At 55.1% G+C, this 25327-nt stretch carries 24 protein-coding genes; 11 read left to right on the top strand and 13 right to left on the bottom strand.

What is annotated here, in order from left to right; translation table 11 throughout:
* Positions 1 to 68: 68 nt before the first annotated feature.
* Both VF639_RS15775 and aroC read left to right on the top strand, forming a co-directional pair.
* On the top strand, positions 69 to 1568 hold the full coding sequence (locus tag VF639_RS15775) for a BatD family protein (protein WP_331146886.1): 1500 nt from the start codon (positions 69 to 71) through the stop codon (positions 1566 to 1568).
* A gap of 259 nt (positions 1569 to 1827) precedes the next feature.
* Positions 1828 to 2913 (top strand): chorismate synthase, encoded by a 1086-nt coding sequence (gene aroC / locus VF639_RS15780; RefSeq protein ID WP_331146887.1) that lies wholly within the window; start codon positions 1828 to 1830, stop codon positions 2911 to 2913.
* A 75-nt stretch (positions 2914 to 2988) separates the two neighbouring features.
* On the opposite strand, the gene VF639_RS15785 is transcribed toward aroC, so the two are convergent.
* Positions 2989 to 4344 (bottom strand): HTTM domain-containing protein, encoded by a 1356-nt coding sequence (locus VF639_RS15785; RefSeq protein ID WP_331146888.1) that lies wholly within the window; start codon positions 4342 to 4344, stop codon positions 2989 to 2991.
* Between the two features lie 162 nt (positions 4345 to 4506).
* On the opposite strand from VF639_RS15785, the gene VF639_RS15790 reads away from it, so the two are divergent.
* Positions 4507 to 5133, top strand: coding sequence for a NifU family protein (locus VF639_RS15790; protein ID WP_331146889.1), 627 nt, complete (start codon positions 4507 to 4509; stop codon positions 5131 to 5133).
* Positions 5134 to 5213: 80 nt separating this feature from the next.
* On the top strand, positions 5214 to 5870 hold the full coding sequence (locus VF639_RS15795) for an acyltransferase (RefSeq protein ID WP_331146890.1): 657 nt from the start codon (positions 5214 to 5216) through the stop codon (positions 5868 to 5870).
* Between the two features lie 117 nt (positions 5871 to 5987).
* On the opposite strand, the gene VF639_RS15800 is transcribed toward VF639_RS15795, so the two are convergent.
* The 11 genes from VF639_RS15800 to VF639_RS15850 all read right to left on the bottom strand — a co-directional run bounded on the left by VF639_RS15800 (position 5988) and on the right by VF639_RS15850 (position 17703).
* Positions 5988 to 6893: a DUF5777 family beta-barrel protein gene (locus VF639_RS15800; protein ID WP_331146891.1), complete on the bottom strand. Its 906-nt coding sequence runs from the start codon at positions 6891 to 6893 to the stop codon at positions 5988 to 5990.
* Between the two features lie 362 nt (positions 6894 to 7255).
* The gene (locus tag VF639_RS15805; RefSeq protein ID WP_331146892.1) at positions 7256 to 7816 is read right to left on the bottom strand and encodes a YceI family protein; all 561 of its coding nucleotides are present in this window, start codon (positions 7814 to 7816) and stop codon (positions 7256 to 7258) included.
* A 35-nt stretch (positions 7817 to 7851) separates the two neighbouring features.
* Positions 7852 to 8226 (bottom strand): hypothetical protein, encoded by a 375-nt coding sequence (locus tag VF639_RS15810; protein ID WP_331146893.1) that lies wholly within the window; start codon positions 8224 to 8226, stop codon positions 7852 to 7854.
* Between the two features lie 75 nt (positions 8227 to 8301).
* Entirely contained in the window at positions 8302 to 9168 is an 867-nt protein-coding gene (locus VF639_RS15815) for a hypothetical protein (protein WP_331146894.1), read from the bottom strand.
* A gap of 185 nt (positions 9169 to 9353) precedes the next feature.
* On the bottom strand, positions 9354 to 10820 hold the full coding sequence (locus VF639_RS15820; protein WP_331146895.1) for a hypothetical protein: 1467 nt from the start codon (positions 10818 to 10820) through the stop codon (positions 9354 to 9356).
* Complete coding sequence (locus tag VF639_RS15825) at positions 10795 to 11394, bottom strand: RNA polymerase sigma factor (protein ID WP_331146896.1); 600 nt, start codon at positions 11392 to 11394, stop codon at positions 10795 to 10797. Before VF639_RS15825 ends, VF639_RS15820 begins: the two co-directional genes overlap by 26 nt.
* A gap of 254 nt (positions 11395 to 11648) precedes the next feature.
* Positions 11649 to 14660, bottom strand: a complete 3012-nt coding sequence (gene secDF / locus VF639_RS15830) for a protein translocase subunit SecDF (RefSeq protein WP_331146897.1) — start codon at positions 14658 to 14660, stop codon at positions 11649 to 11651.
* Positions 14661 to 14809: 149 nt separating this feature from the next.
* Positions 14810 to 15148, bottom strand: coding sequence for a hypothetical protein (locus VF639_RS15835; protein ID WP_331146898.1), 339 nt, complete (start codon positions 15146 to 15148; stop codon positions 14810 to 14812).
* A gap of 565 nt (positions 15149 to 15713) precedes the next feature.
* A complete protein-coding gene (udk, locus tag VF639_RS15840; protein WP_331146899.1) occupies positions 15714 to 16334 on the bottom strand; it encodes a uridine kinase in 621 nt (206 codons plus the stop codon).
* A 211-nt stretch (positions 16335 to 16545) separates the two neighbouring features.
* Entirely contained in the window at positions 16546 to 17133 is a 588-nt protein-coding gene (gene rdgB / locus VF639_RS15845; protein ID WP_331146900.1) for an RdgB/HAM1 family non-canonical purine NTP pyrophosphatase, read from the bottom strand.
* A 150-nt stretch (positions 17134 to 17283) separates the two neighbouring features.
* Entirely contained in the window at positions 17284 to 17703 is a 420-nt protein-coding gene (locus VF639_RS15850; protein WP_331146901.1) for a hypothetical protein, read from the bottom strand.
* Positions 17704 to 17904: 201 nt separating this feature from the next.
* Here VF639_RS15850 and VF639_RS15855 point away from each other — a divergent pair, with 201 nt between their 5' ends.
* From VF639_RS15855 to hemC, 4 genes are all read left to right on the top strand, one after another.
* Positions 17905 to 18150, top strand: coding sequence for a type B 50S ribosomal protein L31 (locus VF639_RS15855; RefSeq protein WP_022822257.1), 246 nt, complete (start codon positions 17905 to 17907; stop codon positions 18148 to 18150).
* Between the two features lie 173 nt (positions 18151 to 18323).
* Positions 18324 to 19535: a GlmU family protein gene (locus VF639_RS15860; protein WP_331146902.1), complete on the top strand. Its 1212-nt coding sequence runs from the start codon at positions 18324 to 18326 to the stop codon at positions 19533 to 19535.
* Between the two features lie 117 nt (positions 19536 to 19652).
* Entirely contained in the window at positions 19653 to 20792 is a 1140-nt protein-coding gene (locus tag VF639_RS15865) for a DNA polymerase III subunit (RefSeq protein WP_331146903.1), read from the top strand.
* Positions 20793 to 21045: 253 nt separating this feature from the next.
* Positions 21046 to 21984 (top strand): hydroxymethylbilane synthase, encoded by a 939-nt coding sequence (gene hemC, locus VF639_RS15870; RefSeq protein ID WP_331146904.1) that lies wholly within the window; start codon positions 21046 to 21048, stop codon positions 21982 to 21984.
* A gap of 62 nt (positions 21985 to 22046) precedes the next feature.
* On the opposite strand, the gene VF639_RS15875 is transcribed toward hemC, so the two are convergent.
* Positions 22047 to 22667: a DUF2238 domain-containing protein gene (locus VF639_RS15875; RefSeq protein WP_331146905.1), complete on the bottom strand. Its 621-nt coding sequence runs from the start codon at positions 22665 to 22667 to the stop codon at positions 22047 to 22049.
* Between the two features lie 268 nt (positions 22668 to 22935).
* Between VF639_RS15875 and VF639_RS15880 the strand changes: the two genes are divergently transcribed.
* The 3 genes from VF639_RS15880 (at position 22936) to VF639_RS15890 (ending at position 25182) form a co-directional block, all read left to right on the top strand.
* A complete protein-coding gene (locus tag VF639_RS15880; RefSeq protein ID WP_331146906.1) occupies positions 22936 to 23499 on the top strand; it encodes a GNAT family N-acetyltransferase in 564 nt (187 codons plus the stop codon).
* A 34-nt stretch (positions 23500 to 23533) separates the two neighbouring features.
* Complete coding sequence (locus VF639_RS15885) at positions 23534 to 24181, top strand: peptidylprolyl isomerase (protein ID WP_331146907.1); 648 nt, start codon at positions 23534 to 23536, stop codon at positions 24179 to 24181.
* 95 nt (positions 24182 to 24276) lie between these two features.
* Entirely contained in the window at positions 24277 to 25182 is a 906-nt protein-coding gene (locus tag VF639_RS15890) for an SDR family oxidoreductase (protein ID WP_331146908.1), read from the top strand.
* Positions 25183 to 25327 lie beyond the last annotated feature (145 nt).

A 25327-nucleotide genomic window follows, 5' to 3' on the forward strand; every position in this document is an offset into this window, starting at 1 on the left:
CTGATAAAAAGGCGTTTTCAGCTCGGAAAAGGCTTTTTGCGTAGCTTTGAATTGCCACCGCCTGCTTTATGCTTCGTTTTCTTTGTCTCTTAATTCTTTTTGCCTGCTGTAGTGCGCAACCGCTACTCAGCAGCGCGCAACAGCCTGCCAAACCACCAGTGGCGGCGCCAGTAGCGCAGGCCGAGCTGGAACTAGGGCCGGCTGCATTTCCAATCACCGAGTATTTCACCATCAGCTTCCATTTGCGCGGAGCTGCATTAGAGCGTTATTCGGCCTTTCCTGATGTGGAGGGCTTCAAGAAAAGTGGGAAGTCGAGCACCACGACCACCCGCATAGTGGAAGGTCAAACGACCACTGAGCTAACCATCACGCAGCGCTACGCCGCTTATGCCGAGGGCGAGCTTGTAGTGAAGCCTTTTACTATGACCATCAACGGGCTCACGGTGCGCTCCAACGGTCTGACGGTGCGCGTGGGGGCGGCCCCTGCGGCTAGCACTACACCGCCGGCCGCGGGCGGCGGTATGCAAGGCATTGGCTTGCTCGACAAGCTGTTTGGCAAACCCAAGCCGCAGGAATACGTGGAGCCGAAAGACAATGCGTTCCTGGCTTTGGTGCCCGACAAAACCAGTGTGTTTGTGGGTGAAGGCGTCCACATTGGGCTGTACTTCTACCTTACGCCCGCCGACCAGGGCTTGCTCGATTTCTTTAACTTCGCTGGGCAATTGCCCGATATCCTGCAGCAACTCCGCCAGCGGACCGCCTGGGAAGAGCCCTTCAACGAGCAAGAGATAGTGCCGGAGTCGGTGACTATGGGGGGCAAACCTTTCTTGCGGTACCGCCTCTACGAAGCCGAATATTACCCGCTTAATGCCGAGCCCCTGGTATTTCCGGTTGTGGCGCTGCGCATGGTGAAATATCGACTAGCTAAAAACCCCGCCGAAGGGCTCGATAACCGCCTCGAAGGCTACAAAACGTATCTTACCACGGCCCGCACGATTCAAGTGAAACCGCTGCCGCCGCACCCGCTACGCGACCAGGTACCCGTGGGTAGCTACCAGTTACGTGAGGCCGTTAACCAAGCCACGTTTCGTACTGGGCAGGCATTTACCTACAGCTTTGGGGTGGAGGGGGAAGGCAATCTGGCGGCAATTAGTGCCCCGGTGATACCCGTCAGACCCAGCTTGGAGGTATACGGCCCCGACGTGCAGCAAGAAGTAACCCTACAGGCTGGCCGAGTGGGTGGGCGCAAGGTCTTTACTTACCGATTGGTAGCCCGCCAACCCGGCCAGCTGCAACTCGATAGCTTGTTGACTTTGGTGTTTTTTGATCCTAGTCTTGGTCGCTACGATACACTCCACGCCGAACTGACGCCCACTATCCGCGGCCCCGTCCGCACCGCCAGCACCTTTCGCGCCCCCACCGACGACCCGTTTTACCAAAACGTGCTCTTCGATGCCAGCAACACCCTGCAGCCGCTCGATGCCTACGACAACATACGTCGCTACGCCAACTATATCCTGGCTGTCTTGCTAGGAATAGCCGTCTGGAGCTGGTGGCGGAAGCGGTGAAATTGTGAGATGGTGAACTTGTGAGTTTCAGTCCTGTTAGCTTTGGCTATTAGAATGCTAATTCACTAAGAAACTGTTTGCGTTACGTTTTCGAAATCACCGAAGGGTGTAGAGACGCATCTTTGCGTCTCGGCGTTGAACAACATCGGCTGGTTGGTGCGGGCGCCGAGACGCAAAGATGCGTCTCTACCTCGTTCGAACCGGTTTTTGGCTAACTCAAACAGCTTCTACATCTACATCACCAAATCGCTAAATCACCATGTCAAACTCTTTCGGTACGCTGTTTCGGATTACCACTTTCGGCGAGTCGCATGGGCCGGGTATTGGGGTGATACTAGATGGCTGTCCGGCAGGGCTGGCAGTGGAAGCCACCGACATTCAGGCGGCGCTGGACCGGCGGCGGCCGGGCCAAAGCGACCTGACCACGCCCCGTAAGGAGGCTGATCAAGTGGAAATTCAGTCGGGTATTTTCGGGGGCTATACCACGGGCACGCCCATCAGCCTCTTCATCCGCAACCAAGACCAGGCCAGCCACGACTACTCTCACATCGAGCACGCCTACCGCCCCTCCCACGCCGACTATACCTACGACCAGAAATACGGCCGCCGCGACTACCGCGGGGGAGGCCGCAGCTCGGCCCGCGAAACGGCGGCTCGCGTAGCAGCTGGGGCCATAGCCGAAAAGTTCCTGGCGCGCTACGGCATTATGGTGCGCAGCTATGTGTCGCAGGTGGGGGCGGTGCAGGTGCCGGTAGGCTACGAGCAGCTCGATCTGGCACTTATCGACAGCAACCCCGTGCGCTGCCCGCACCCCGAGACGGCCGAGCGCATGGCCGACCTTATCCGGCAGACTCGTGACCGGCACGACACAGTGGGCGGCCTCGTAACGGGCGTGGTAACGGGCGTGCCTGCGGGCCTCGGCGAGCCGGTGTTCGACAAGCTGCATTCGGAACTCGGCCGGGCTATGCTCGGTATCAACGCCGTCAAAGGATTTGAGTACGGATCTGGTTTCGCGGGCACGCTGCTGTTTGGCTCCGAGCACAACGACACCTTCTACACCGACGAAGCCGGGGCCGTCCGCACCCGCACCAATCATTCGGGCGGTATTCAGGGCGGTATCAGCAATGGGCAGGACATCTACTTTCGGGTGGCCTTTAAGCCCGTAGCCACCATCTTGCAGCCCCAGCAAACCCTTAACGACCAAAACGAGGAAATCACGCTGGCGGGCCGTGGCCGCCACGACCCCTGCGTGCTACCCCGCGCCGTCCCCATCGTGGATGCCATGACCAGCCTCGTGTTAGCCGACATGCTGCTCCGGGCCAGGGCCAATAAGGTGAAGTTATGAAGGGTGAAATTGTGAAAGGAGAAGCTGCGCGATAAAATCGTCAACCTCACTTTCACAATTTCATCTTTCACAACTTCACCGTAGCGGCGGTGCGGGCGTTATCCAAGTGTAGAGGCCGAGGGTGCGGGGTTGGGCGGCCAGGTTGGTGGTAGGTGCGACAATGGGGCGGATGGGGCGCTTGTTAAGCTGCACGTAAGAATCGGCGTAAACTGCAACCGGACCCTGGCCCCGCCGGGCGTACTCGGCGGCTAGGAAGTGGGCGAATTGCAGAATGCAGTCGGGTTGACCGACGAGTTTAATATACTGGCGGTGCGTAAGGTAAGAGGTAGGCGCCACGGTTTCGGTTCGGCCATCAGGCAAAACCACCCGGAAGCTGATCGAGCCCGACTTGGCGCGCAGCATCATATGCCAAGCAAAATGATGCCCCTCCTCGGTCCAGTGCACGTCGCCCCGATATAGGAAGTGCCGGAACGGAACCAGCAGCTGCACCAGCGCATAAAAGCCAAGCGCAGTTAGCAAAACGGGCGCGGAGCGCGGAGCAGTAGGTAGGGGAGGCGTGGCAGTTGGAACCGACAGCGGCACGTGAGCAGCTATCCAACGGCGCAGGCCCGGGGTGTGCCGGGGCCAGGAAGGCGAGAAAAATAAAGCGGCCGTTATCAGTAGGGAAAACCACGGAAACGTGCCCAATCCGAAAACGAGCACGTTGGAAAGATGAAAAAACGCAGCTGCCCCAAATGCCCACGGCCGGCTGCGGCGCCACAACAGCAGCGGCACCACCAGCAGGTCAAAAGCTACGCCCGCGTAACTCATGATCCAGGGTAAGCTGCTGCTCCCCAGCAACGGCCCGATTATGGGATAGCTAACCTTAGGAGCCAGCCACACCGTCAGGGGGCGGGCCATAAACCAATCGGCGTTGAGCTTGGCCAAGCCCGCATAAAAATAGACCACGCTTATCTGAAACAACAGCAGATAGCGCGTCCAGGCGGGAGTAGTGGCCGCTGGCAACACCCGGCCGGCGCGTACATCGGCCGAGGCGGCGCGGTGCGCGGGCATCAGCCCAAGCATGGCCGCCACTAGGCAATAGAGATAGAAGTGGTTGATGAACCGCGTTTGCTCGGCCAAAAACAGCAGCGTGTAGCAAACCGTCAAAACTAGGGCCGCCGGGCGGAAATGCCAGCCGGCCGCCACCGCCACGCCTGCCGCTATAGCGCCCAGGTGGAACCCCCAGATAAAGGCGGGCGACCAATCAGGCAACCAAGCCGACAACATATAAGAGAAATGAAGCTGGGGCTCGGTGTACTCGCGCACAAACCCTAATGCCAGACTACCAGCCATTTCCAGCGCCAGCAAAACTCCCACAACAATGCGGGCTACAACCAGCCAGGCAATATCAATTGGGCGAAACAGAGCGGCAGTGAGGCGGGCAAGCATGATGGCAAGATACGGGGGCAGCCGTAGGGCGGGTTGCCTGCGTATATCTTATCCTCGTGGACTTCCCTATCTTTGCAACTAATCGCGCCCTGCGCGGTTTTATAGGACAGACCGGTACGAAACCGGCAAACTTTCTCCCGCTTGTCTCCAAGTCTTTCAAACATGGCTGAACAACTCACTGCCCCCGCTGGTCCGGTTTCAATTTACGCCGAAGCCAGCCCTAACCCCGAATCCATGAAGTTTGTGCTTAACGCCCAGCTGTTAGCTGATGGGGTGAGCGTAGACTATCCAAACCTGGAAGCCGCCGCCAATTCGCCGCTGGCCCAGGAGCTATTCAACTTCGATTATGTGGGCCGCGTGTTCATCGCCCAGAACTTCGTGACTATCACCAAAACTACCGACCTGCAGTGGGCCCAGCTCATTCCCGAGCTGCGCACCTTCCTGAAGTCGTACATCGAAGCTGCCGGGCCTATTTTCACCGTCGACCCCGCTGCCGAGCAGAAAGCCGCTCAGCAAGCCGCCGTCACCGGCGACTCGTCGGAAGCCGACCAGCAAACCAGCCAAAAAATCATCGACCTGCTCGACAACTACGTGCGCCCCGCCGTGGAGCAGGATGGTGGTAACATCACCTTCAAAAGCTACCAGGATGGCATCGTGACTGTGAACCTGCAAGGCTCCTGCTCCGGCTGCCCCTCGGCTACGGTTACGCTTAAATCGGGCATCGAAAACCTGCTCAAGCGCATGGTGCCCGAGGTGAAAGAAGTGGTTGCCGAAGGCGTCACCATCTAACTTAATACCTGATTTTTCGCTCTTTATTCTGCTGGTCTTCAACGAGGTAAACTCACGAATCAGGAGCCTTTGACTTGCTAATGAATACCTCTGCTTTTCCGCAGAGGTATTTTTTTGGCCTATATTTCGGGCTTAAAACAAATTTCAAAGCTCAACCAGATAAAATGAGTTATTTAATTCAGCATGGTTATTTCGTTGTTAAGAATAGATATTATGTAATGCTATTGCATTTTTTTAGAAAATTATGGCTGAGTGCATTTGGAATGAAAGTAGGAAAAGGCACTATATTGCCGCGCCTGCATGTTACTTGGCCGCATCAGGTGAAACTTGGCGTCAATTGTAAATTAGAACACGATATATATTTTAAATACGATGGCATTTGGGAACCTCGCTCTGCCATTACAATAGGTGACAACGTATTTATTGGCTCCGGCTGCGAATTCAACATCAGTGAAAGTATCAGCATTGGCAATGATGTATTAATTGCTTCCGGCTGCCGGTTCATCGACCATGACCACGGCACGTCACTGCACGAGTTAATGAGAATCCAGAGCGGACCTAAAGCCGCAATTACCATTGGCCCAAACGTGTGGCTCGGAGTGAATGTGGTCGTGTTGAAAGGTGTTACAATCGGGCAAGGAGCTATTGTTGCGGCTGGTGCTATTGTAACGAAATCAGTGGGAATTAATGAAATATGGGCGGGTGTGCCAGCCAAGAAAATAGGCGAGCGTAAATAAAATAGCAGTATCTAAATAACAAGCCTTACAATAAAAAAACCAGCGCATAAAATGTGCTGGTTTTTTTATTGTAAGGCTTGAGGCTTTTTAAAGTTAATAATTATAAGGCTGGTGTCTCTATTTCTGGTCGCGTAATTGAAAAGCGCGGGAGATATTAAAACCAAAGTAAATATTACCGTCAAAAAAATCTCCTGTGGTTTGCGGTACAAAGAATTTTTCAATCATTCCCTGCGAGTTGGTGAAGTGCAGTTGAAACACGTGGCCGCCCGTTTCGATATCAAAGCCGAGAGCCAAGGAGTTGCGGTAGTCGTCGGCGGTGGCGCCAGGCAGCAGGTAGTAGTATTCAGCCGTGAGAGCTAAGCGCTTGGTTAGTTTCTGGCGGGCCGCTGCTCCTATGGCATACACGTCGTTTTGGTCGCGACGCAAGTCGACGTAGTTGCGGTGAACCAGCGTTGGCATCAACTGCAGCGACAAATTTGGGCTAAACTTGCGAGCTATCAGCGCCTGGTAGGAGTAGGTGAAACGCGAAGTAGTGGAGCGCTCAGGCTGCGGATCGAACTTAAGCGTGCTGACCGCCGAAGTAGCCAAGAGCGTTACTGATGCCGGCATCGGGCGCGGACCGCTGCTTTGACGCACCGCCTTGTACTTCACGAAACCGTCGTAGGTCTTCTCCAAAGAGCTGCGCCCCACTCCCACGGCCAGGTTGTCGGTGAGCCCATACTCCAGCCCCAGCCGAATAGTAGCTTGATCGAGCCCAAAAAACTCGTAGGCCCCGCTGTTGAGCGTACCAAAGCGGTGCGAAATCAGAAAGAGCATGCTGCCCTTGCCTGGCGTTTCGATGGAATGACCATTGATAACGCGCGTGCCTTTGAAAGTGGCTGTTACATATTCGCGGCGCAAACTATCCGTGGTTTCACGTTCCAGTTGGTTCAGTAAATCTTGCGCCTGCATGTTGAAGGGCGCCAGTAGAAGCAGGAGGGCCAGTCCGCCAGCCACTCGCCAAAGTGTTGAGGTTGAAATCATAAGGTTAGTGCTTGGTGTTGGGTATTTCGTGTCCTATGCTTCATGCTTAGATCCTATCCGAATAGGTCTTGTCATTCCGACATTCCGCGCCTCAAGCGGCGAGAGGAATCTGAGTTAAACACTGATGTTACGCACCGCAGCGGCTGATTGCTTTAAAATCGCCTTTTCTAAAGAAGCGAGAGCCCCTTGCTAGTGTTCCTACTAATTCGGTGCGTAACATCAGTTAAACACTCATCCAACGACCTTACTCAGATTCCTCTCGCCGCTTGAGGCGCGGAATCTCGGAATGACAAGACCTATTCGGATAGGATCTTAGTTGGTAGTGCTTCGTGCCTACTGACTAGATTAAGCCTGCCGAGGCCCTAGGGAGCTGGAGTGCAGGCTAGATTCACGGTGACGTCCACGGATTTGGCAATCTGACTGCGTACCAGTGCCGGGATTTCAATGTTGTAATCGGCCGGGGCCACGGCGAACTTCGATTTGACCAGCAGCTGGTTACCCTGTTTTTCCAGCGTGCCGGGTACGCGCACGCGTTTGGTCACGCCATGAATGGTTAGGTCGCCTTCCACTTGCACCGGCTGCGCGCCCGTAGCAGGCAGCGTAGCTGCGGTCCAGTTCACTAGCCGCCCGGAAAAAGTGGCTTTCGGGTACTTCTCCGATTCCACGTAGTTCTCGTTGAAGTGCTCCTGCATCAAAGATTTCGGGAACTGAAACGATTTCATCGGCACGGTAAACGCTACCTGCCCCGACTGCACATCTACAGCCGCGCCCACTTGCTGATTGCGCGCGTCAATATCTTCAATCGGTGTAGCAGAGAAGAAGTTGATAGAGCCCGTGCGCGTCATAAACTTGCTTTGGGCTAGGCTAGGCAACATTGTTAGCCCATTTAGTAAAAGCACAACCAAGAATACTTCGGATTTCATACAGAAAGGAGTAGGTGAGTACTAGCCATCATGAATCAATTGTTTACTGCTCCGTCGGTTACCCATTTGCGCAGTTGGCTGATGTCGCAATCGTCCAGCTTGGTGCCACCTTTGGGCATGGGGGAGTAGCCGGCTTCGTGGTCGACCGAGCCCATGAGCCGGCCGCTCAAGGCTACTGTCCGGACCTGGTCGTAAGTGCTCAGGTTTATCCGGCCGCCCGCGAAGTTGCTATTATGGCAGGAAGTGCAGTTTTTCTGGAGTAGCGGCGCCACGGTTAAGGCATAGGTAACATTTGCTGTGTTACAGGTCGGAGCCGGCGGCGCGTCGGGCGTCTGATCTTCCCCATTCTCGGAGGCGCAAGCCGTGAGCAGAAGCCCTGACCCTAGCAAAAGCAGCAGTTTGTTGTACATAGAGTGAATGCATGTGGTGACAAATCGAAAAAGATGCCGGTTGTAGGGCCACGCGGGCTTAGCCAGGCAGTGGTATTAAGGAGTAGCTACCGACCAGATATTGCCGACCCCATCGCCTTCTACCTTGTTGCGTTGCGCGCCGTCGGGGGTGTAGTAGTAGAGCGGCATGCCCTTGTAAGTGGTTTGCTGTCGGGTGGCACCGTTCGGGCCATCGGGGCGCGTAATGACGCCGAAGTCACTGCTTTTCAGGTTAGAAGGAAGGGTCCGGCCTGCTTCCAGATACACTGGCCACGTGGCAATGCAGTTGCCGCTACAATTGGTGGCTTGCGTGGCGGGGGCCGTTTGGTCGCGGCCGAAGGTGTAGAGGGTGCGGCCTTGGCTATCAAGCAGAAAGCTCTTCAGGGCACTCTGACTGCTGGTTTTATTGACGACGCTGGTGCGGGCCAGGAGCACCGAATAGTCGGGCTTCATCACGTACCATACCCCGCCTACATTTTCGCCTTTCACCTCGCCGGCCTTCTCTCGCACATTTTGGCCCGCCGCATCAACAGGGGAGTAGTAATACATGGGCCAGCCTTTGTAGGTGATTTGCAATTGGCCGTCAGCGGTAGTGATGGTGGCAAAGTCTTCGGCTTTCAATCCTTCGCCGAGCACCAGATTGGGCTCGAAGAAGATAGGCCAAACAGGGGCACAGCCGCCCGTGCAGGTATTGGTGCCCGCCAGGTCGCGGGTGAAATAGTAGAGCGTATTGCCTTGAGCATCGACCAGATAAGAGCCGAGGGCCGCATTGTCAACGAGCTTAACAGTGGGCGTCGGAGCGGCGTTATCGTCGTCGGAGCCAGTACAACTACTGACGACAGGTGTAAGGCCGAGAAAAAGTAGCGCTACGACATACCACGTCAGAAAGCGGGTCCGCAGGGCATAGGGAGGCTGTCTAAGCATTTTTTCTTAGATGAAGGTGAAATAGCAAGGAGAAAGGAAGGCTGACTGAATAGCTATACAGCTAGCCGTCGAGGCGCAGCAGTGCACGGCTATAGTTGAGCCTGAAAAAGTGGCCCTATCGCGAGCAGGACCAGAAAAAACTATGAAACCAGCGCCCGTAGGCTATGCTGAAAGTGAAAAGCAACTTACCGCAACAATCCGTATTTCAAGGAAAAGGCAGCGCCTGCACTGCTCAACCGCACTTTGCCCGCCCCCACGCCGCCTAACGGCAGCTCCAAGAAGGGCTCGGCCTGCACCGACCAGCGGCTGCCAAGCGTCCGTTCCACTCCACCAGACAAGTTGAGTAGGCCAAAGGCATGATTGGCACCATTATACACCTTCGCAACGGCTGTTCTGGGCTGGCCATTTACTTGGTAATCGTAGTCGTAACACTCGTAGCGCATCAGCGCTGAAGTCAGCCCTACGTTGGCAAATACACTATAAGTCGGGCGGCTAACCACATCGTAGCGCAAATCCAGCGGAATTTCCGTGACGCGGCAATCGGCATTTACCTCGTAGTCGCCCGGCCGCCATTGCCAGCCAGCCGGGGCAGTGTAATCGGAACTGGCTGCGCCGTAGTTTTTTATGCTCCGAGTCAGGCCAGTACGCACACGCAACCGCGACGTCAATCGATATTCCAGCGTGATACCCAGGTCGTTGCCAAATCGAGCAGTTTCGAGGCGGCGCACGGCGCTAAACGAAGGGGCCACTAGTATTCCCACCACCAACCGATGACTTGGCCGGGGCTGCGCTGGCCGCCTCGTCTGCGTCGAGTCGGGTAGGGGCGTTGGCAGCGTTAGTTTCTGCGCCATCGTGTCCGCAACTGGTGCAGTAGGAACAATTGTGGTCGTTAGCGAAGGCTTTTGAGCTACTTCTGCTTGTTGAGATGTCGAGGGCGCCAGGGTAGGAGTAGCAGCCAAGCCCGTGGAAACCAGCGGTTCGTTTGTGGTGGGCATATTGCCCGTTTCCGGGCGGCTAGCGGATTGCTCTACTTCGTTTTTGGGTATGGAAGTCTTGCCAGTTGCAATACTAGCGGGCTGTTCATCAGTGGTTTCGATCACGCGCCTGCGCTTTTGGGTCGCTAAGCCACGGGTAAGCGGTAGATAAAAGCCTGTTCCCTGGCGTCGGTTTTCAGGAGCCAATAGCTGGCTTGGGGCAGCTGGAGCCACGGCAGCAGCAGCAGAAGCTAAAATCAAAGCGGATTCGGGAGCTTTTTTCGTGACGATAGCCAGGCTTTTCGGTGTGGTTGGCGTTAGCGGCCTATTTGCTTGTGCTGCTGCCGGCTTACTTGGTTGGGTAGCTGCTAACGGCTTGTTGGCTGTAGCCTCTTTCTTGTCAGTAGTCAGCACAACACGGGTTGGCTGCTGTGCTACCTCGGCGCCCATGTTCACGATGCGGTACCCTTGCCACAAGAGCAGCAACACCGCTAGTATAGCCATTTCAAGCATGAAAAGCCGCATCACTTTCCGGCGCACCAGCCGGTCCGTGGCTGCCTCTTGCAGCTTTTCTTCCATGCGTAGCCAGTTACCCAAAGGAAGTTCCTCCGGGTACGCCTCGGCGCTGCGCCGGACTAAGTCGTCCAGCTCTTCATCCGACATATTTGGCGTAAGCATGGTGTTTATTTTTTTTAAGAAGGGTTTTTAGATGCTCCCGGGCTTTAAAAAGATTTGACTTGGAGGCACCCACCGAAATACCGAGTTGGCTGCCAATTTCCTCGTGGGTGTACCCGTCGATGACGTACATATTGAACACGGCCCGATAAGCTGGCGTCAGCTGCGCTATCAGCTGCAGCAACTCCTCGAACGAGAGCGAGTCGATGGGGGAGTGGCCGCTATCTGCGTGCGAGTGAGCCACCGAATCCAAATCGGCTTGAAACGCGTGCCGCGAAGTAGCCCGGAATCGGTCGATAGCGGTGTGCACCATAATCTTGCGAATCCAGCCGCGCAAAGAGCCCGATACATCGGCATGGCGCACGGTGTCGTAGCGTGGCAACTCCTGAAAAACTTTCATGAAGCCATCGTTCACGGCTTCCAGCGCCACATCCCGGTCGTGGAGGTAGCGTAAGCATACGCTCAGCCCGTAGCTGTAATAGAGCATGTACAGCCGCCGCTGACTAGCCTGCTCCAGCTTTTGACAGCCAGCCAGGATAGTTGTAAGGAGCGCAGAATCCAGTTCGGGGCCAGCCACAATAGCGAGGGAGAAGATTCATTAGGCCACTCGCAAGGCTTCGAAAAATGGTTGCCTGCGGGAGAGAAAATATAATGAAAATGTAGCGCGGAAATCCGTTCCGCGACGAGCGAAGCGAGTATCCGGCACCGCACCGTACGCGTGGGAACTCGCTCCGCTCGTCGCGGAACGGATTTCCGCGCTACAATCAACTACAAAAAAAAGAGCCCGGCCAATTGGCCGGGCTCTCGTCTATTCTTTCTGTTCTATCCCACTTATACCGTTGCTTTCGACAGCTTAGGCGCGTCGACGTCGTCGGAAATTTGAGTGGACATGTCGGTGCCCCGCTCACGAGCTTCTTTGCGGCCGTAAGTGTCGAGGATGATCGGCGTTGCGATGAACAGCGACGAATACGTACCGAAGATGATACCCACCAGCATGGCAAACGAGAACGAGCGCAGCGTTTCACCACCGAAGATGTAGAGTACGAGCACCACCAGGAACAGAGTGGTGAACGTAATCATGGTACGCGAGAAGGTGCTGTTCAGAGCCGGATTCACCACTTGCGCGAAGGTCAGCTTAGGATTCTCCCGCAGGTATTCCCGGATTCGGTCGTAGATAACGACGGTGTCGTTCATCGAGAAGCCGATGATGGTTAGCACCGCCGCCACAAAAATCTGGTCCATCTCGTAGTTCAATCCAAACAAACGGGCAATCGGAAAGCAGGCAATAACCAGCAGCGCATCGTGGAACAGGGCCACTACGGCCGCCATCGAATACTGCCACTTTTCGAAGCGGAACAACACGTAGATGAAGATGCCCAACAGTGTCAGACCCAAGCTCAGCACCGAGGTGCGCTTGATGTCGTCGGCAATGGTAGCGCCTACTTTCGACGTGCTCCGGATCTGCGGGTTGTCGGCGCCGTATTTCTTCAGGCCGGCCAGCAAGGCATTTTCCACTTTCTTGTCGGCTACTACGCTTTCATCATCAGCCAAATAACCGGTGGTGATGCGCAGACGGTTGGCGTTGCCGAAGGTTTTCACCTCCGTGCCTGCCCCCTGGAACGAGGCAGTTACGGCTTCGCGGACGTCGGAAGCTACTTCCGGCTTGGCGAAGTCAACTACGTAGGCGCGGCCCCCGCGGAAGTCAACTCCCAAGTTCGGACCGCCCTGAATGGCCATCAGCACAAAGCCGATAACAATGAAAGCAGCCGAGAAGGCGTAGGCAATCTTACGTTTGCCTACGATGTCGAAGTTCAGGTTGTTGAACAGCTTCCGAGAGAGGAAGGTTGAGAAGGTCATCTTGCTGACTTCCTTGCCCTTCACCAGCCACTCAATGATGAGGCGCGAGATATAAACGGCCGACAGGAACGAAGTGAAAATACCAATCAGCAGCGTTACGGCGAAGTTCTGCACCGGGCCCGTTCCGAAGATGAACAGAATCAGAGCAATGATGAGCGTGGTGACGTTGGAGTCGAAAATGGCCGAAAAGGCGCGTGAGTAGCCTTTGGCAATGGCATCTTGCAGGGTCAGGCCGTGGTCCAATTCTTCCCGAATCCGCTCGAAAATCAATACGTTAGCATCCACCGACGAGGCGAATACCAGGATCAAGCCGGCAATACCAGGCAGCGTCAGAGCAAACGAAAACTGCGCCAGCACCCCCAGAATCAGGAAGCTGTTGAACAACAGTGCGGCATCGGCTACCAGACCAGCACGGCCATAATAGAGGGCCATAAACGCCATGATAATCAGCAAACCAGCCAACGAAGAGTACAAGCCCTGGTTGATGGCTTCCTGTCCGAGCGACGGACCAACTACGGCTTCTTCCACGATGCGCGTAGGCGCGGGCAGCTTACCGGCTTTCAGTACGTTGGAAAGGTCTTGCGCTTCTTCAATCGAGAAGTTGCCCGAAATGCTGGTGTTGCCGCCGGCAATTTCCGACTGCACCACCGGGTCCGAGTACACGTAGTCGTCGAGCACGATACCTACCTGACGGCCGATGTTGGCGCCCGTCATTCTCTGCCATTTTTTAGCGCCCGAAGGGTTCATGGCCATGCTTACTTCGGGGCGGCCACCCTGGTCGTAGTCCTGGCGGGCATCGGCCACTACCTCACCGCCCAAAGGCGCTTCGGTACCGGGGGTTTTGCGAATAGCATTCAGCTTCAGATATTCCTGGCCTTCAATAATTTCGGGCTTCACGCTCCAAAGCAGCGTCAGGTTGGGGGGCAGAATAGCACGGGCTTCCTGCGAGCGAAGAATGGCGTTCATCCGGGCCGTGTCGCGCAGGTTCACGCCTAGCTGGCCGGGAATTGGCATGGTGAACAGGCGAGCCAGTACCGAGTTTTGCTGTGGCTTAGTGGAGTCAGCCTTGGCCGTAGCGGCGGCTTTCTTGTTGGCGAGCTGACTGGCCAGCGAGGTAGAGTCGCCTTTCGCGGCCACCGAATCGGTGGCCGTAGCCATGGCGCCGGCGGCAGCCGTAGCCGGGGTGGCGGTTTTTTCTTTGGCAATCAGCGCTTGGTCGAGCTGCTGGAGGTAGGGGCCGAACTCGTCTTGGCGCCAAACTTCCCAGAACTCCAGCTTGGCTTGGCCTTGCAGCAGCTTGCGTACCCGGTCGGGGTTGTCGACACCGGGCAGTTCTACCTGAATGCGGCCCGTGCCTTTTACGCGCTGAATGCTCGGCTGGCTGGTACCGAACTTGTCGATACGAGTGCGCAGGATGTTGAACGAACGGTCGATGGCTTCTTCCACTTCCTTGTCGATAGCGCCAAGCACTTTCTCGTTGGTGGAGTTGATGTCGATGCCGCGGCTCTTGTTGGTGGTGTTAGCGAAGATGCGGGCCAGGTTGTCGCCGGGGGCTACGTCGCGGTAAGCTTGCGCAAACAGCGTCGTGAAGGGCGTCGAAGGATTGGCCTTTTGGGCGGTCTGTGCCTGCTCCATAGCCCGGTTGAACCTGGGGTCTTTGGAGTTGCCACTCATGGCGCGCACAATTTCCACTGGCGATACTTCCAGTGTCATGTGCATACCACCTTTGAGGTCGAGGCCAAGGCCAAGCTCCGAGGAGCGTACATCCCGGTAGGTGTAGTCAACGCCGAGTAGGCTGGTAACTGGGGCGCGCCACACCGAATCGAGATAGTGCTGGCGCTGCTGCTGGTTCACTTGGCCGTTCTTGGTGGCGTACACCACGGCATCGTTCTGCACCCGGCGCGAAATGAACGTGAAGGTCAGAAAGTAGATACAAAGGGCCGACACGATAATCGTCAACCCGATGATTAGTCCTTTATTACGCATTGAAAAATAGTAAAAGTTGAAACTTGGAAAGGATGGTCTTGCCACTCAAACGCTCCGCCGGTCTAATAATAAATACCAGCGCAACCGCAAGACAAAACAGATAGCCACCACGGTAATCAACCACGGACAGCCGCTCGAACCAAGCGGCGCTAAGGAGCCTGCGGCGAGAGGGCCGCAACTAAAAGCCGGGCGCGGAACACCGCGGCCGGACGAATACCCAATAAAGGACGAGGCACAGTTAGCGCCCGCCGCATGGCGGGAAGCCAACTGTAAGGTGCGGGCCACGGCAGCCAAGCGTCGGCCTGTGGCGCGGTTTGCAAATCCACCGTGCCAATGGCTTCCAGCGTCACTTTCTTCTTCACCACGGTTACCTTGGCCGGCAAACCAATGCGCGCAGATTTGCCCGTTGGCACCCGGAAAGTGGCAACGGCTTGGTGGTTGAGCGACAGCACAAACAGCATCGTAGCTGTGAGCAGCGCAAAACGCAAGCGAGGCAAAATTTTAGTAAGCAGCAGCAGCATAGTCAACCTCAGGGCTACAAATATAACTAAATCAATCAGCCATGTAAAGGGGTAGTGATGCAATGACTTATAAATTCATGTTGAAATAATGTTTTTCAAATAAATTATATAGTCGGGCTTGGGCCAGTCTGCTCTTCGATATGAGAAAAGCCTTATTTCTGCTTACACTGCTACTAACAACATTTTGGGTTTTAGGCAACCTAAACCCACTATTCAAGCCACGATAGAAGTGAATCTCACCAAGCTGAGTGGACAGTAGTAGCGCGGAAATCCGTTCCGCGCTACTACTGTCCACTCAGCTTGGTGAGATTCACAAAATCTAGTGTAGGCGTTGACGGCCGTCGTGACCCGTAAAATGTTACGGTAGTTCCAGCAAAAGAAAACGGTTGTTATAGTAAGGGCCGCACTGGACTTAGGAATGGGTTAGCGAAGACCGTGAAGTGCTTCGCTAACCCATTCCTAAGTCCAGTGCGGCCCTTGCCGTGGGGCTTGCCACGTGAAAGCGAAGCGCCTGCACTACCAACTCAAAGAGCTACTTCACAATCTTCGATTTCAGGAAGGACACCAGCACCTCCAGGCCCCGGTCGAAGTGCCGGTTGTTAGGAATAACGATGTCGGCGTCCTGTTTGAAGGGCCTGATGTATTTCTCGTAGGTGGGCGCTACGTGGTTGGTGTAGCGGTAAAGCACGTCTTCCAGGTCGTAGCCGCGCTCGTCTCGGTCGCGCACGATGCGGCGTTGCAGCTTCACGTGTTCCTCGGCATCGATGTAGACCTTGAGATCTAGCAGCTTAGCCACCTCCTCGAAATAGAAGACGAAGATGCCTTCTACTACTACAATGGGCGCGGGCTGAAACACCAGTTCCTTTGGTTTTGCGTTCGGATTGTTGAACGTGTACTCCGGCCGCCGTACTTGCTGGCCTTGGCTAAGGCGCAAGACATCAGCGGCATAGGCTACGGAATCAATGCTGGAAGGTAAGTCGAAGTTGGTGACGCCTTGAGCATCAACCTGCTGGCTTTCCCGCGGATGGTAGTAGTTGTCCTGCGAAATCAGGCAGATTTCGTGTTCGGGAAATGAGGCCAGCAGCCGGCGCAGAAAAGTGGTCTTGCCCGAGGCGCTACCACCCGTGATGCCGACGATGAAAGGATGTTGCATGAGGCGAATAAATGGCCCGTACCGGTGGGGCCAACCCTGCAAAAGTAATCAATTAGGGTCTTGAGGACTCAGGAGCTTGCCGTCTTGCACAGATAATTTTCAAACCAGCTTAATCACCAACTCCTATTCCTTCCCCTTTAAAACCGTGGAAGTATAAGTCTTTTAGCTGATAAAGCAACTGTTAATCAGGCATCTACTACAGTAACTTCCATCAAAAATTTGCCTCGTTCAGAAACTGAACCAGCCCCGCCACTGCGCGGGCGCGGTGGCTTATCTGGTTTTTCTCTGTTGTGGTCATTTCGGCGAAAGTGCGGCCGTCCCCTTCCTTAGGGCGGAAGATGGGGTCATAGCCGAAGCCGCCGTTTCCGCTGACTGCTTCGGTAATGGTGCCTTCTACTGCGCCCGCAAATTCGTGTACTGTACCATCCGGCAACACCAGGGCTACCACGGTGCGAAACTGTGCTGACCGGTCGGCGTGGCCTTGCAGTTCTTGCAGCAGCTTGGCCACGTTGTCGGCGGCCAGGCGTTGGGGGCCAGCATAGCGGGCCGAGTACACGCCCGGTTCCCCGTTTAGAGCCCTTACCTCCAAGCCGGTATCGTCGGCGAAGCAAGGCACGCCGTAGTGCTCCCACACATAAAGCGCCTTCTGACGTGCATTGCCCACCAACGTGTCCTGCGTTTCGGGAAGCTCCTCATGGCAACCGATAGCAGCTAAGCTCAGCAGTTCTGTGTCCGGTGGCAGCAACGGCCGTATTTCATCGAGCTTATGAGTGTTATTAGAAGCAAAGCAGAGGCGCATGAGGGAAATAGTTTAATTGTTAAATGGTTGATTGCTGCTGATTAGACGCACAGCCAAACGCAAATAAAGGCAATGCAAGAATAGGGTAGGGTATAAAAAAACCGGACAAGCCGGCTAGGGGAAACAATCAACTATTCAATAATTTAGCCATCAGCGAAACATCGACTTGATGCTGCCCCAAGAGCGTTGGACGGCGCTTGGCGTTTGGCCGAGGGTGCTGGTGTAGCTTTGGTCGCCGGCGGTGGTGCGTACCGTGAGCCGGTACGTGAAGGGGCCACCTCCTTGGGTACCCATCCCGTTTGGGGTGCCGCGGTATACATCGGAGTCGAGGTACTGGTAGCGCGACTGGCCCGAGGGGGAGATGGTCGTGAGCTTGGTGAACGTCGGCTCGTTGTTGGCCTTGCGGTAAAGATCGTAGTTCAACACGCCGCTTTCATTGGCTACTTCCCAAACCAGACGCACGTTGGAATTGTCGTAGCTGGCTTGGAAAAGCGTGATGGTCGCACCGAAAGCCAGTGTGGCACTCAGTAGCACGAACAGTAAAAGCGAGACACTGACCTTATGGAGCATGGTGGCAGATAAGGAGAAAACCGATAGGTAATAATAAGTCAATAACGGCGCCAAAAATAAACATTTTCTAATAGTACAAGCCTTACCGGCTTCAAAACGCAGAAAAGACAATTTAGGCTTTTGAAAGTAAAGCGTAACATGTACTTTTGCAGTCCCTTCCGCAAAATCGGCAGGCAACCAGGTACAAACGGCATTTCGACCATGAAAAAGAACATTCACCCCGAGTATCGCGAAGTCGTGTTTCAGGACACCTCGAGCGGATTTAAATTCATCACCCGCTCGACGATGAACTCCAACGAGACCGTCACGATGGAAGACGGTAAGAGCTACCCCGTCATCAAAGTGGAGGTGAGCAGCGAGTCGCACCCTTTCTACACTGGCAAAAACGTGTTGCTTGACACCGCTGGCCGCGTAGAGAAATTCCGCAACCGCTACCAGAAGAAATAGATTTAAAGCTGCAAGCTCTCAGCCACAAGCTGTAAGCTGTTCTTATGAACTCCCGTCGGCAGTAGCTTGGCGGGAGTTTTTTTATTGATGAAAGCAAGACGAAATGGTTACTATTTCGTCTGCTTGCGCCTACAGCTTGTAGCTTGCAACCTGTAGCCTGACGCTTAAAAACTATGCACGTTCTACTTTTCGACGATCCTGCTATCCGGCCGCACTTGCTGCCCTTCACTTTTACGCGGCCCGTGGCGGGCTTGCGCTGTGGCATTCTTACGCTGGCCGAAAAATGGCAGCACCGCTTACAAACATCCGTCGGATACCTGACGGAGCTTTATCTGCAAGCGAAATATCCGGCCGGTTCCACCGAGGGGCCAGCACTGGTAATTAATGGAGCTGTCTGCCCCGACGACGTGCTGGTGCAACAGGTGCAGAATCTGCAAGTAGGAGAGGTGTTGTACAGCGGCCAAGTGCTGATAGCAGCGCACGTAGCGGATGCTTCACGGGCAGCCGCGCTAATGCAGGACGGCTTCCAGAAAACGCACGAGGTAACGGAGCCAGTCACTATCATCCGGGAAGTGTGGAACCTGTTCTTATACAACGGCGCCGAAATCCGCCGCGACTTCGAGTTGCTGACGAAGGGCCGGCAGTCGGAGCCGGTGGGCGACGTGCATACCATCGTTTATGCGCCGGAAAACATATTTATTGAGCCGGGTGTCAAGATTCGGGCGGCCATTCTGAACGCGGAGAACGGGCCTATCTACCTAGGCAAGAATTCGCAGATACAGGAGGGCGCTATCATCATGGGGCCATTGGCGCTTGGAGAGGGCTCACACATTAACCCCGGCGCTAAGATGCGCGGCGACAATACCGTTGGGCCTTTTTGCAAAGTAGGGGGCGAAGTGGCCAACAGCATTTTCTTCGGCTATAGCAACAAGGGCCACGATGGCTACATGGGCAATTCCGTTATCGGCGAGTGGTGCAACCTCGGGGCCGACACCAACACGTCGAACTTGAAAAACAACTACGCAGCCGTTAAAATCTGGAGCCACGCGGCCGGGCGCTTCGTGAATACCGGCCAGCAATTCTGTGGCCTCATGATGGGCGACCATAGCAAATGCGGCATCAATACCATGTTCAACACGGGTACGGTGGTAGGCGTGGCAGCCAATATTTTCGGGGCTGGTTTTCCGCGCACGTTCATCCCGAGCTTTAGTTGGGGCGGCGCCGCCGGTTTCGAAACGTTCAAGCTGCCCAAAGTAACGGAAGTGGCAGAACGCGTAATGGCCCGTCGCCAACTGGAATACGATGCCGTGGAGCAAGCTATTATAAAGGAAGTGTACGAGGCGACGGCCAAGGACAGGGTTTGGGAGAGGTTAATTAACAATTAACATTTATCATTTAACATTCAACTCGAATCCGCTACTTATCCCGCGCATTATGGTTGACAGCACAACGATGCTTGCACACTGATAAATGATAAATGTTAATTGTTAAATGACATTAGGATGCGTTTTTCTGAAATTCCTGGCCAGCAACAGGTAAAGCAGCTGCTGGTGCAATCGGTGCGGCGCAACCACGTGGCGCACGCGCAACTGTTCCGGGGGGCCGAGGGGTCGGGGGCGTTGGCGCTGGCGTTGGCCTATGGCACGTTTCTGAACTGCGAGCAGCGCAGGCCCGAAGACGAGGACTCGTGCGGACAGTGCCCGAGCTGTCAGAAAATCGACAAACTGATTCATCCCGACCTGAACTTCATTGTGCCCGTCACAACCACTAAGGCGGTGGCCAAGGATGCTACCAGCAGCAAGTTCATGGCCGAGTGGCGCAGCTTCGTGCTCGACGACCCCTATCAGGGCCTCAACGACTGGATGCAGCACATTGGGGCCGAGAATAAGCAGGGTAGCATTTCCAAAGAGGAAAGCTTGCAGCTGCTGAAACTAGTGTCGTTGAAAGCCTTTGAGGCTCAATTCAAGATTGTGATTGTCTGGCTGCCGGAGCTGATGCACCCGGCTGCCGCCAACGCGGTGCTGAAGCTGTTGGAAGAGCCACCGCCTGCCACCGTGTTTTTGCTGGTGAGTTATGCGCCCGAGCAGCTGCTGCCTACCATCATCAGCCGGGTGCAGCCTGTAGTCGTGCGCCCGCTCCCGGAAAATGAGCTAACCAACTGGCTGAGCACTGTCCATCAGATTCCGGAAGTGAAAGCGCGGCAACTAGCGCAGCTTGCCGAGGGCAACCCCGGCGCCGCCCTGGCCGCCCAAAACGCCGCCACCGCCGACCACGACTATTTCACGCTTTTTGTAAAGTGGATGCGCCTCTGCTACAGCAACAATGTAAGCGAGATGCTCGTCACCAGCGACGACTTTCAGAAGCTAGGCCGCGAAAACCAGAAGGAGTTCATGCAGTTCGCGCTAGGGCTTCTGCGCAAGGTGTTGCTTTACGGCCTCGACCCGCAGCTGGTGCCGCATTTGCCGGCTGCCGAGCAGCAGTTCATCACCGGTTTCAGTCGCTTCGTTACGCCCCGCAACGCCGACCCGCTCACGCGTGAACTGAACGAGGCGCACTACCATATTGAGCGTAACGCTAACCCGCGCATGGTGTTCGTAGATGTGTCGTTGCGTGTGGCCGAGCTACTCAAAACTGCTGCCTAGAGCCAGGAAACGCAGAAAGTACGATTTGCTAAAAAGCTATAGCTACTGCTAAAAAGTCTATAGCAATCGGTGACAGAGTTGGTAGCAGTATCTTTGTTTGTCGCAAAGTCGGGGATAGCAACAGCATCACCAAATCCTGAAGCCGTTTAGGAATCTATTGCCTTTTCTGCTGTTCAAGATAATCGGCAAGCCGTATAACCTGATGCTATAGGAGTAGCCTCGGTTGACTTATATAATCACTGGATTCGTACCCTTGAAAAAGACCGTTCGCATTGGCACCCGAGGCAGCAGACTAGCCCTGTGGCAGGCCAACCACGTAGCCGCCTGCCTAGAGCAAGCCGGCATCATGACCGAAATTGTCGTCATCACTACAACCGGTGACTTAGTTCTCGACCGTTCGCTCGATAAAATTGGTGCGAAAGGGGTATTCACCGAAGAGTTGGAAGTTGGCTTACGTACCGGGCACGTCGACATTGCGGTGCACAGCGCCAAAGACGTGCAAAGCAGCATCCCCGCCGATTTGGAACTACTGGCTTTTATGGAGCGGGAGCAGGTAAACGACGTGGTAGTTAGTTTTCAAGCTGACCTCGATTTGCACAAGCCCGGTTTGGTATTGGGCACCAGCAGCACCCGGCGCAAGGCTATGTTGAAGCGTTTTTTGCCTAACGCTACTACTGCCGAAGCCCGTGGCAACCTCCAAACCCGTTTGCGTAAGTTGGAAGAAGGCCAGTACGATGCGCTGGTGCTGGCCTACGCCGGTGTGCACCGCATGGAGTACGATGCTCTTATCCGCCACACGCTGCCCGAAACGCAGTTTGTGCCAGCCACTGGTCAGGGCAGCGTTGCTATTGAGTGCGCCCGCAGCCTCGACCCGGAACTGAAGTTAGAGATTCAGCGCATTCTCGACCATGGCCCCACGCACATTTGCCTGGCGGCCGAGCGAGCGTTTCTGCGCACTATGGAAGGTGGCTGTAGTATTCCGTCTTTCGCTTTGGCCACGCTCACCACCGCAGGCACCGTGCAGCTCCACGGCGGCCTCATCAGCCTCGACGGTGAGCAACTACTTGAAGAGGTACAGTCGGCCGCTACCACCGATGCCGACGCGCTTGGCGTCCAGGTAGCCGAGCAGATCCTGGGCCGTGGCGGCCAGCAAATTCTGGACAGCATCCGCCAAGCCCGTTCAGTGGCTTAAGTTTCTGGTTTCTAGTTGTCGTGCCAGTAAAGTCAGCTGACTATCAATTAGCACGTAACAACTCACTTCCGCCGGTGGAACAGGGCGTAGAGCAGGAGGGCGAAAACGGCACCGCTGGTGTCGGCCAGCATGTCTTTCTGAGCGTCCCAAATGTCACCCTGGCTACCAAGGAAGGCCGCACCAGCGTCGCCACCGGCTACTTCAGCGTATATCCATTCGATGAGCTCGTAGATCATTGCGACGGTGCCGATGACGCAGAGCGGGAAGAGGTAGCTGATAGCCCGGCTGCGGATGGTGCCATAACGGTCCGTCAGCTCGATGATGGCGTAGGCGTAGAAACCCACCGAGAAGTGCGCTACCCGGTCGTACATGTTGCGCTTGAAGCCGAAGAGCGTGTTGAACCAATCGAAAGGTACCTTTTCAAAGGTGTAGTGCCCGCCCACAGTGTGCATGAACAATAATACACTCATCAGCGCGTACGCCAGGTTCGAAAACCGGACTCCGCGCATGTACAACACCACCAGCGCCACCACAATCAGAAAAATGGGCACGTTTTCGGCCCACCAAGTGCCGCGCTCCACCGGGTTGATGCCTAGCACAATAAATTCTACCGCATACAAAGCCAGCAGTAGCTTAGGAAACCAATGGGGCCGTGGCGCCGAAAGCGTAAGTGTGTCGTTCATAAAAAGTGAAAAAGGAAAGCAGAACCGTTGGCGCACCATACGGAAACTCCTCTATTTCGTCGGAAGTTACCGGATATATTTCTTGGCCTCGAACTATGAAGCATAAGCCCACCAGAGCACCAGAGCCCACAAACGGTTCGAATAATCCGTTGTAACTAGTGCTTGCTGTTCTCGGGTTGGTGCTGTTCACCGGAGGCCTCGCGCTACAGTTTCTGGTTCTCTGCACACCAACCCTCGAGTAGCCATAGTAAACTTCACGCCAGCATTTATGATTGAAACGCAACGTTTGCTTCTGCGCCCCTGGCAACCCCAAGACCGGCACACGCTACTTGACTTGCTAGACGCCAACCGCCCGCGCCTTACCATCGACTTTCCCCAAACACTAGCGGCGGTCCGTGATGCGGCAACGGCCGCTAATTTCATCGAAGAAAAAATAAGGGAGTGGCACACCCGCGCTGGCTATCAATTTGGTATATGGGAAACAGCTACCCGGCAGTGCGTAGGACTATTTAGCTTCAAAAACATCGACTGGAGCGTCCCCAAAGCCGAAGTGGCTTACATGCTAGCGGCCGAAGCCGAAGGCCGCGGGCTAATGCTTGAGGCGGCGCAGGCCGGTCTGGCATGGGGTTTCGAGCGCCTTGACTTAGAGCGAGTGTACTGCAGCGCCCGTCTCACCAACCTACGCAGTGGCGCGTTAGCGGGGCGCTTAGGATTTGAGCGTGAAGGAGTGTTGCGCCAAGTGTTTCGTGGGGGCGACGGCAAGCTCTATGATAGCGCTATTTATGGCCTACTCCGGTCGGAATTTGTGGCGCTACCCGGCGAAACAGCTTAATTTCGCCGCACTAACCTTTTGTGCTTGCTACGTTATGAATCTTGCTTCCCGTTTTTCGGCGCTGTTGTGCGCTTTCCTGCTACTGCTGACGGCGCCAACCCTACAAGCTACCAAACGCCCTAAATTCAGTAAAAAGGATCAACTTGTAACCATCAGTACCTCGCTTGGCGATATTAAGCTAATCCTTTTTGATGCCACGCCCAAGCACAAAGCCAACTTCCTGAAGCTAGCCGAGAGCGGCTTCTACAACGGCACCACTTTCCACCGAGTCATCCCAAACTTCATGATTCAGGGCGGCGACGCTAACTCCAAAGACTCGGACCCCGACAACGACGGTATGGGGCAACCCGACGCCGCTACCATTCCGGCGGAAATTCGTCCGGAGTTCAAGCATAAGTTTGGCGCCCTAGCCGCCGCCCGCCAAGGCGACTTCGTGAATCCGGATCGGGCGAGTAGCGCCTCGCAATTCTACCTCGTGCAAAACCACCAGGGTACCTCACACCTCGATGGTCAGTATACGGTGTACGGGCAGGTAATCAGCGGCCTCGACGTGCTGGACAAAATAGCCACCCAACCCAAAAACGAGCGGGACCGTCCACTTACCGACATCAAGATGACGATGAAAGTGGAAAAGCTCAAGAAGAAGAAAATCACGGAGCTCTACGGGTACCAGTATCAGTAAAGGGGGTTTGATGGTTAAGTGGCTGCATAGTTGATGCTTGGCAGTTCTGACAACTCATTGAACTGCCAAGTATTTAGCAATCAAGCCATTCAGCTATGCGTATTCTGATTACGGGTTCCAATGGTTTGCTAGGGCAGAAGCTAGTAGCACTGCTTCGCCAACAGCCCAATGTAGAGTTGGTAGCTACCTCACGCGGGCACAACAAACTAGCCGGACTTTATCCGGATGTGCGCTTTGTAGTGCTTGATGTAGCCAACCAGCAACAGGTGGAGGCAGTGGTGGCGCAGGAGCAACCCACGCACCTTATCCACACGGCGGCCATGACCAACGTGGATGAGTGCGAGCTAAACCAGGAAGCGTGCTGGCAGCAAAACGTGACGGCCGTTGAGTACTTGGCAGCCGCCTGCGCAGCGCATGGAGTGCATCTTACACACGTCAGCACCGATTTTATTTTCAACGGTGAAGAGGGGCCACTGACGGAGGACGCACAACCGGCACCTATCAATTTTTACGGCGAAAGTAAGCTGGCCGCCGAACGAATTGTGCAGGCCAGCCACGGCCAGTGGGCAATTGTGCGCACCGTGTTAGTTTACGGCACCGCCCATGACTATGGCCGCACCAATATTGTGCTTTGGGTGCGCGACTCGTTGCGTGCTGGCAAACCAATCAAAGTAGTCGACGACCAGTTTCGCACGCCTACCCTTGCTGAAGACCTCGCCCAAGGCTGCTGGCTTACCGCCAAGCACAGCGCCTCAGGCATCTACCATATCAGCAGCAGCGAGCTGCTAACGCCCTACCAAATGGCGCTGCAAGTAGCCGACTACTTTCAACTCGACAGCTCGCTCATTACCAGAGTAGATGCCAGCAGCTTCTCGCAGCCAGCCAAACGCCCGCCACGTACGGGTTTCATCATCAGCAAAGCACAGCGGGAGCTAGGCTATCAGCCCCACGATTTCCGAAGTGGAATTGCCCTGCTTGCACGTCAAACGGAGATACTGTAACTGAACTGCACAATATTTTTATTTAGTTGCACTTCGGGTTCAGCTAATAATAGGCTACCTTAACACGCAGATGCCGAACGCAAAAACCCCGCAAGCAGAGCCAGCGGGGTTTTCACACACCTATTGCAACATTGTTCACTGACTT

The organism is Hymenobacter sp. (assembly GCF_036387835.1).
GTDB lineage: Bacteria > Bacteroidota > Bacteroidia > Cytophagales > Hymenobacteraceae > Hymenobacter.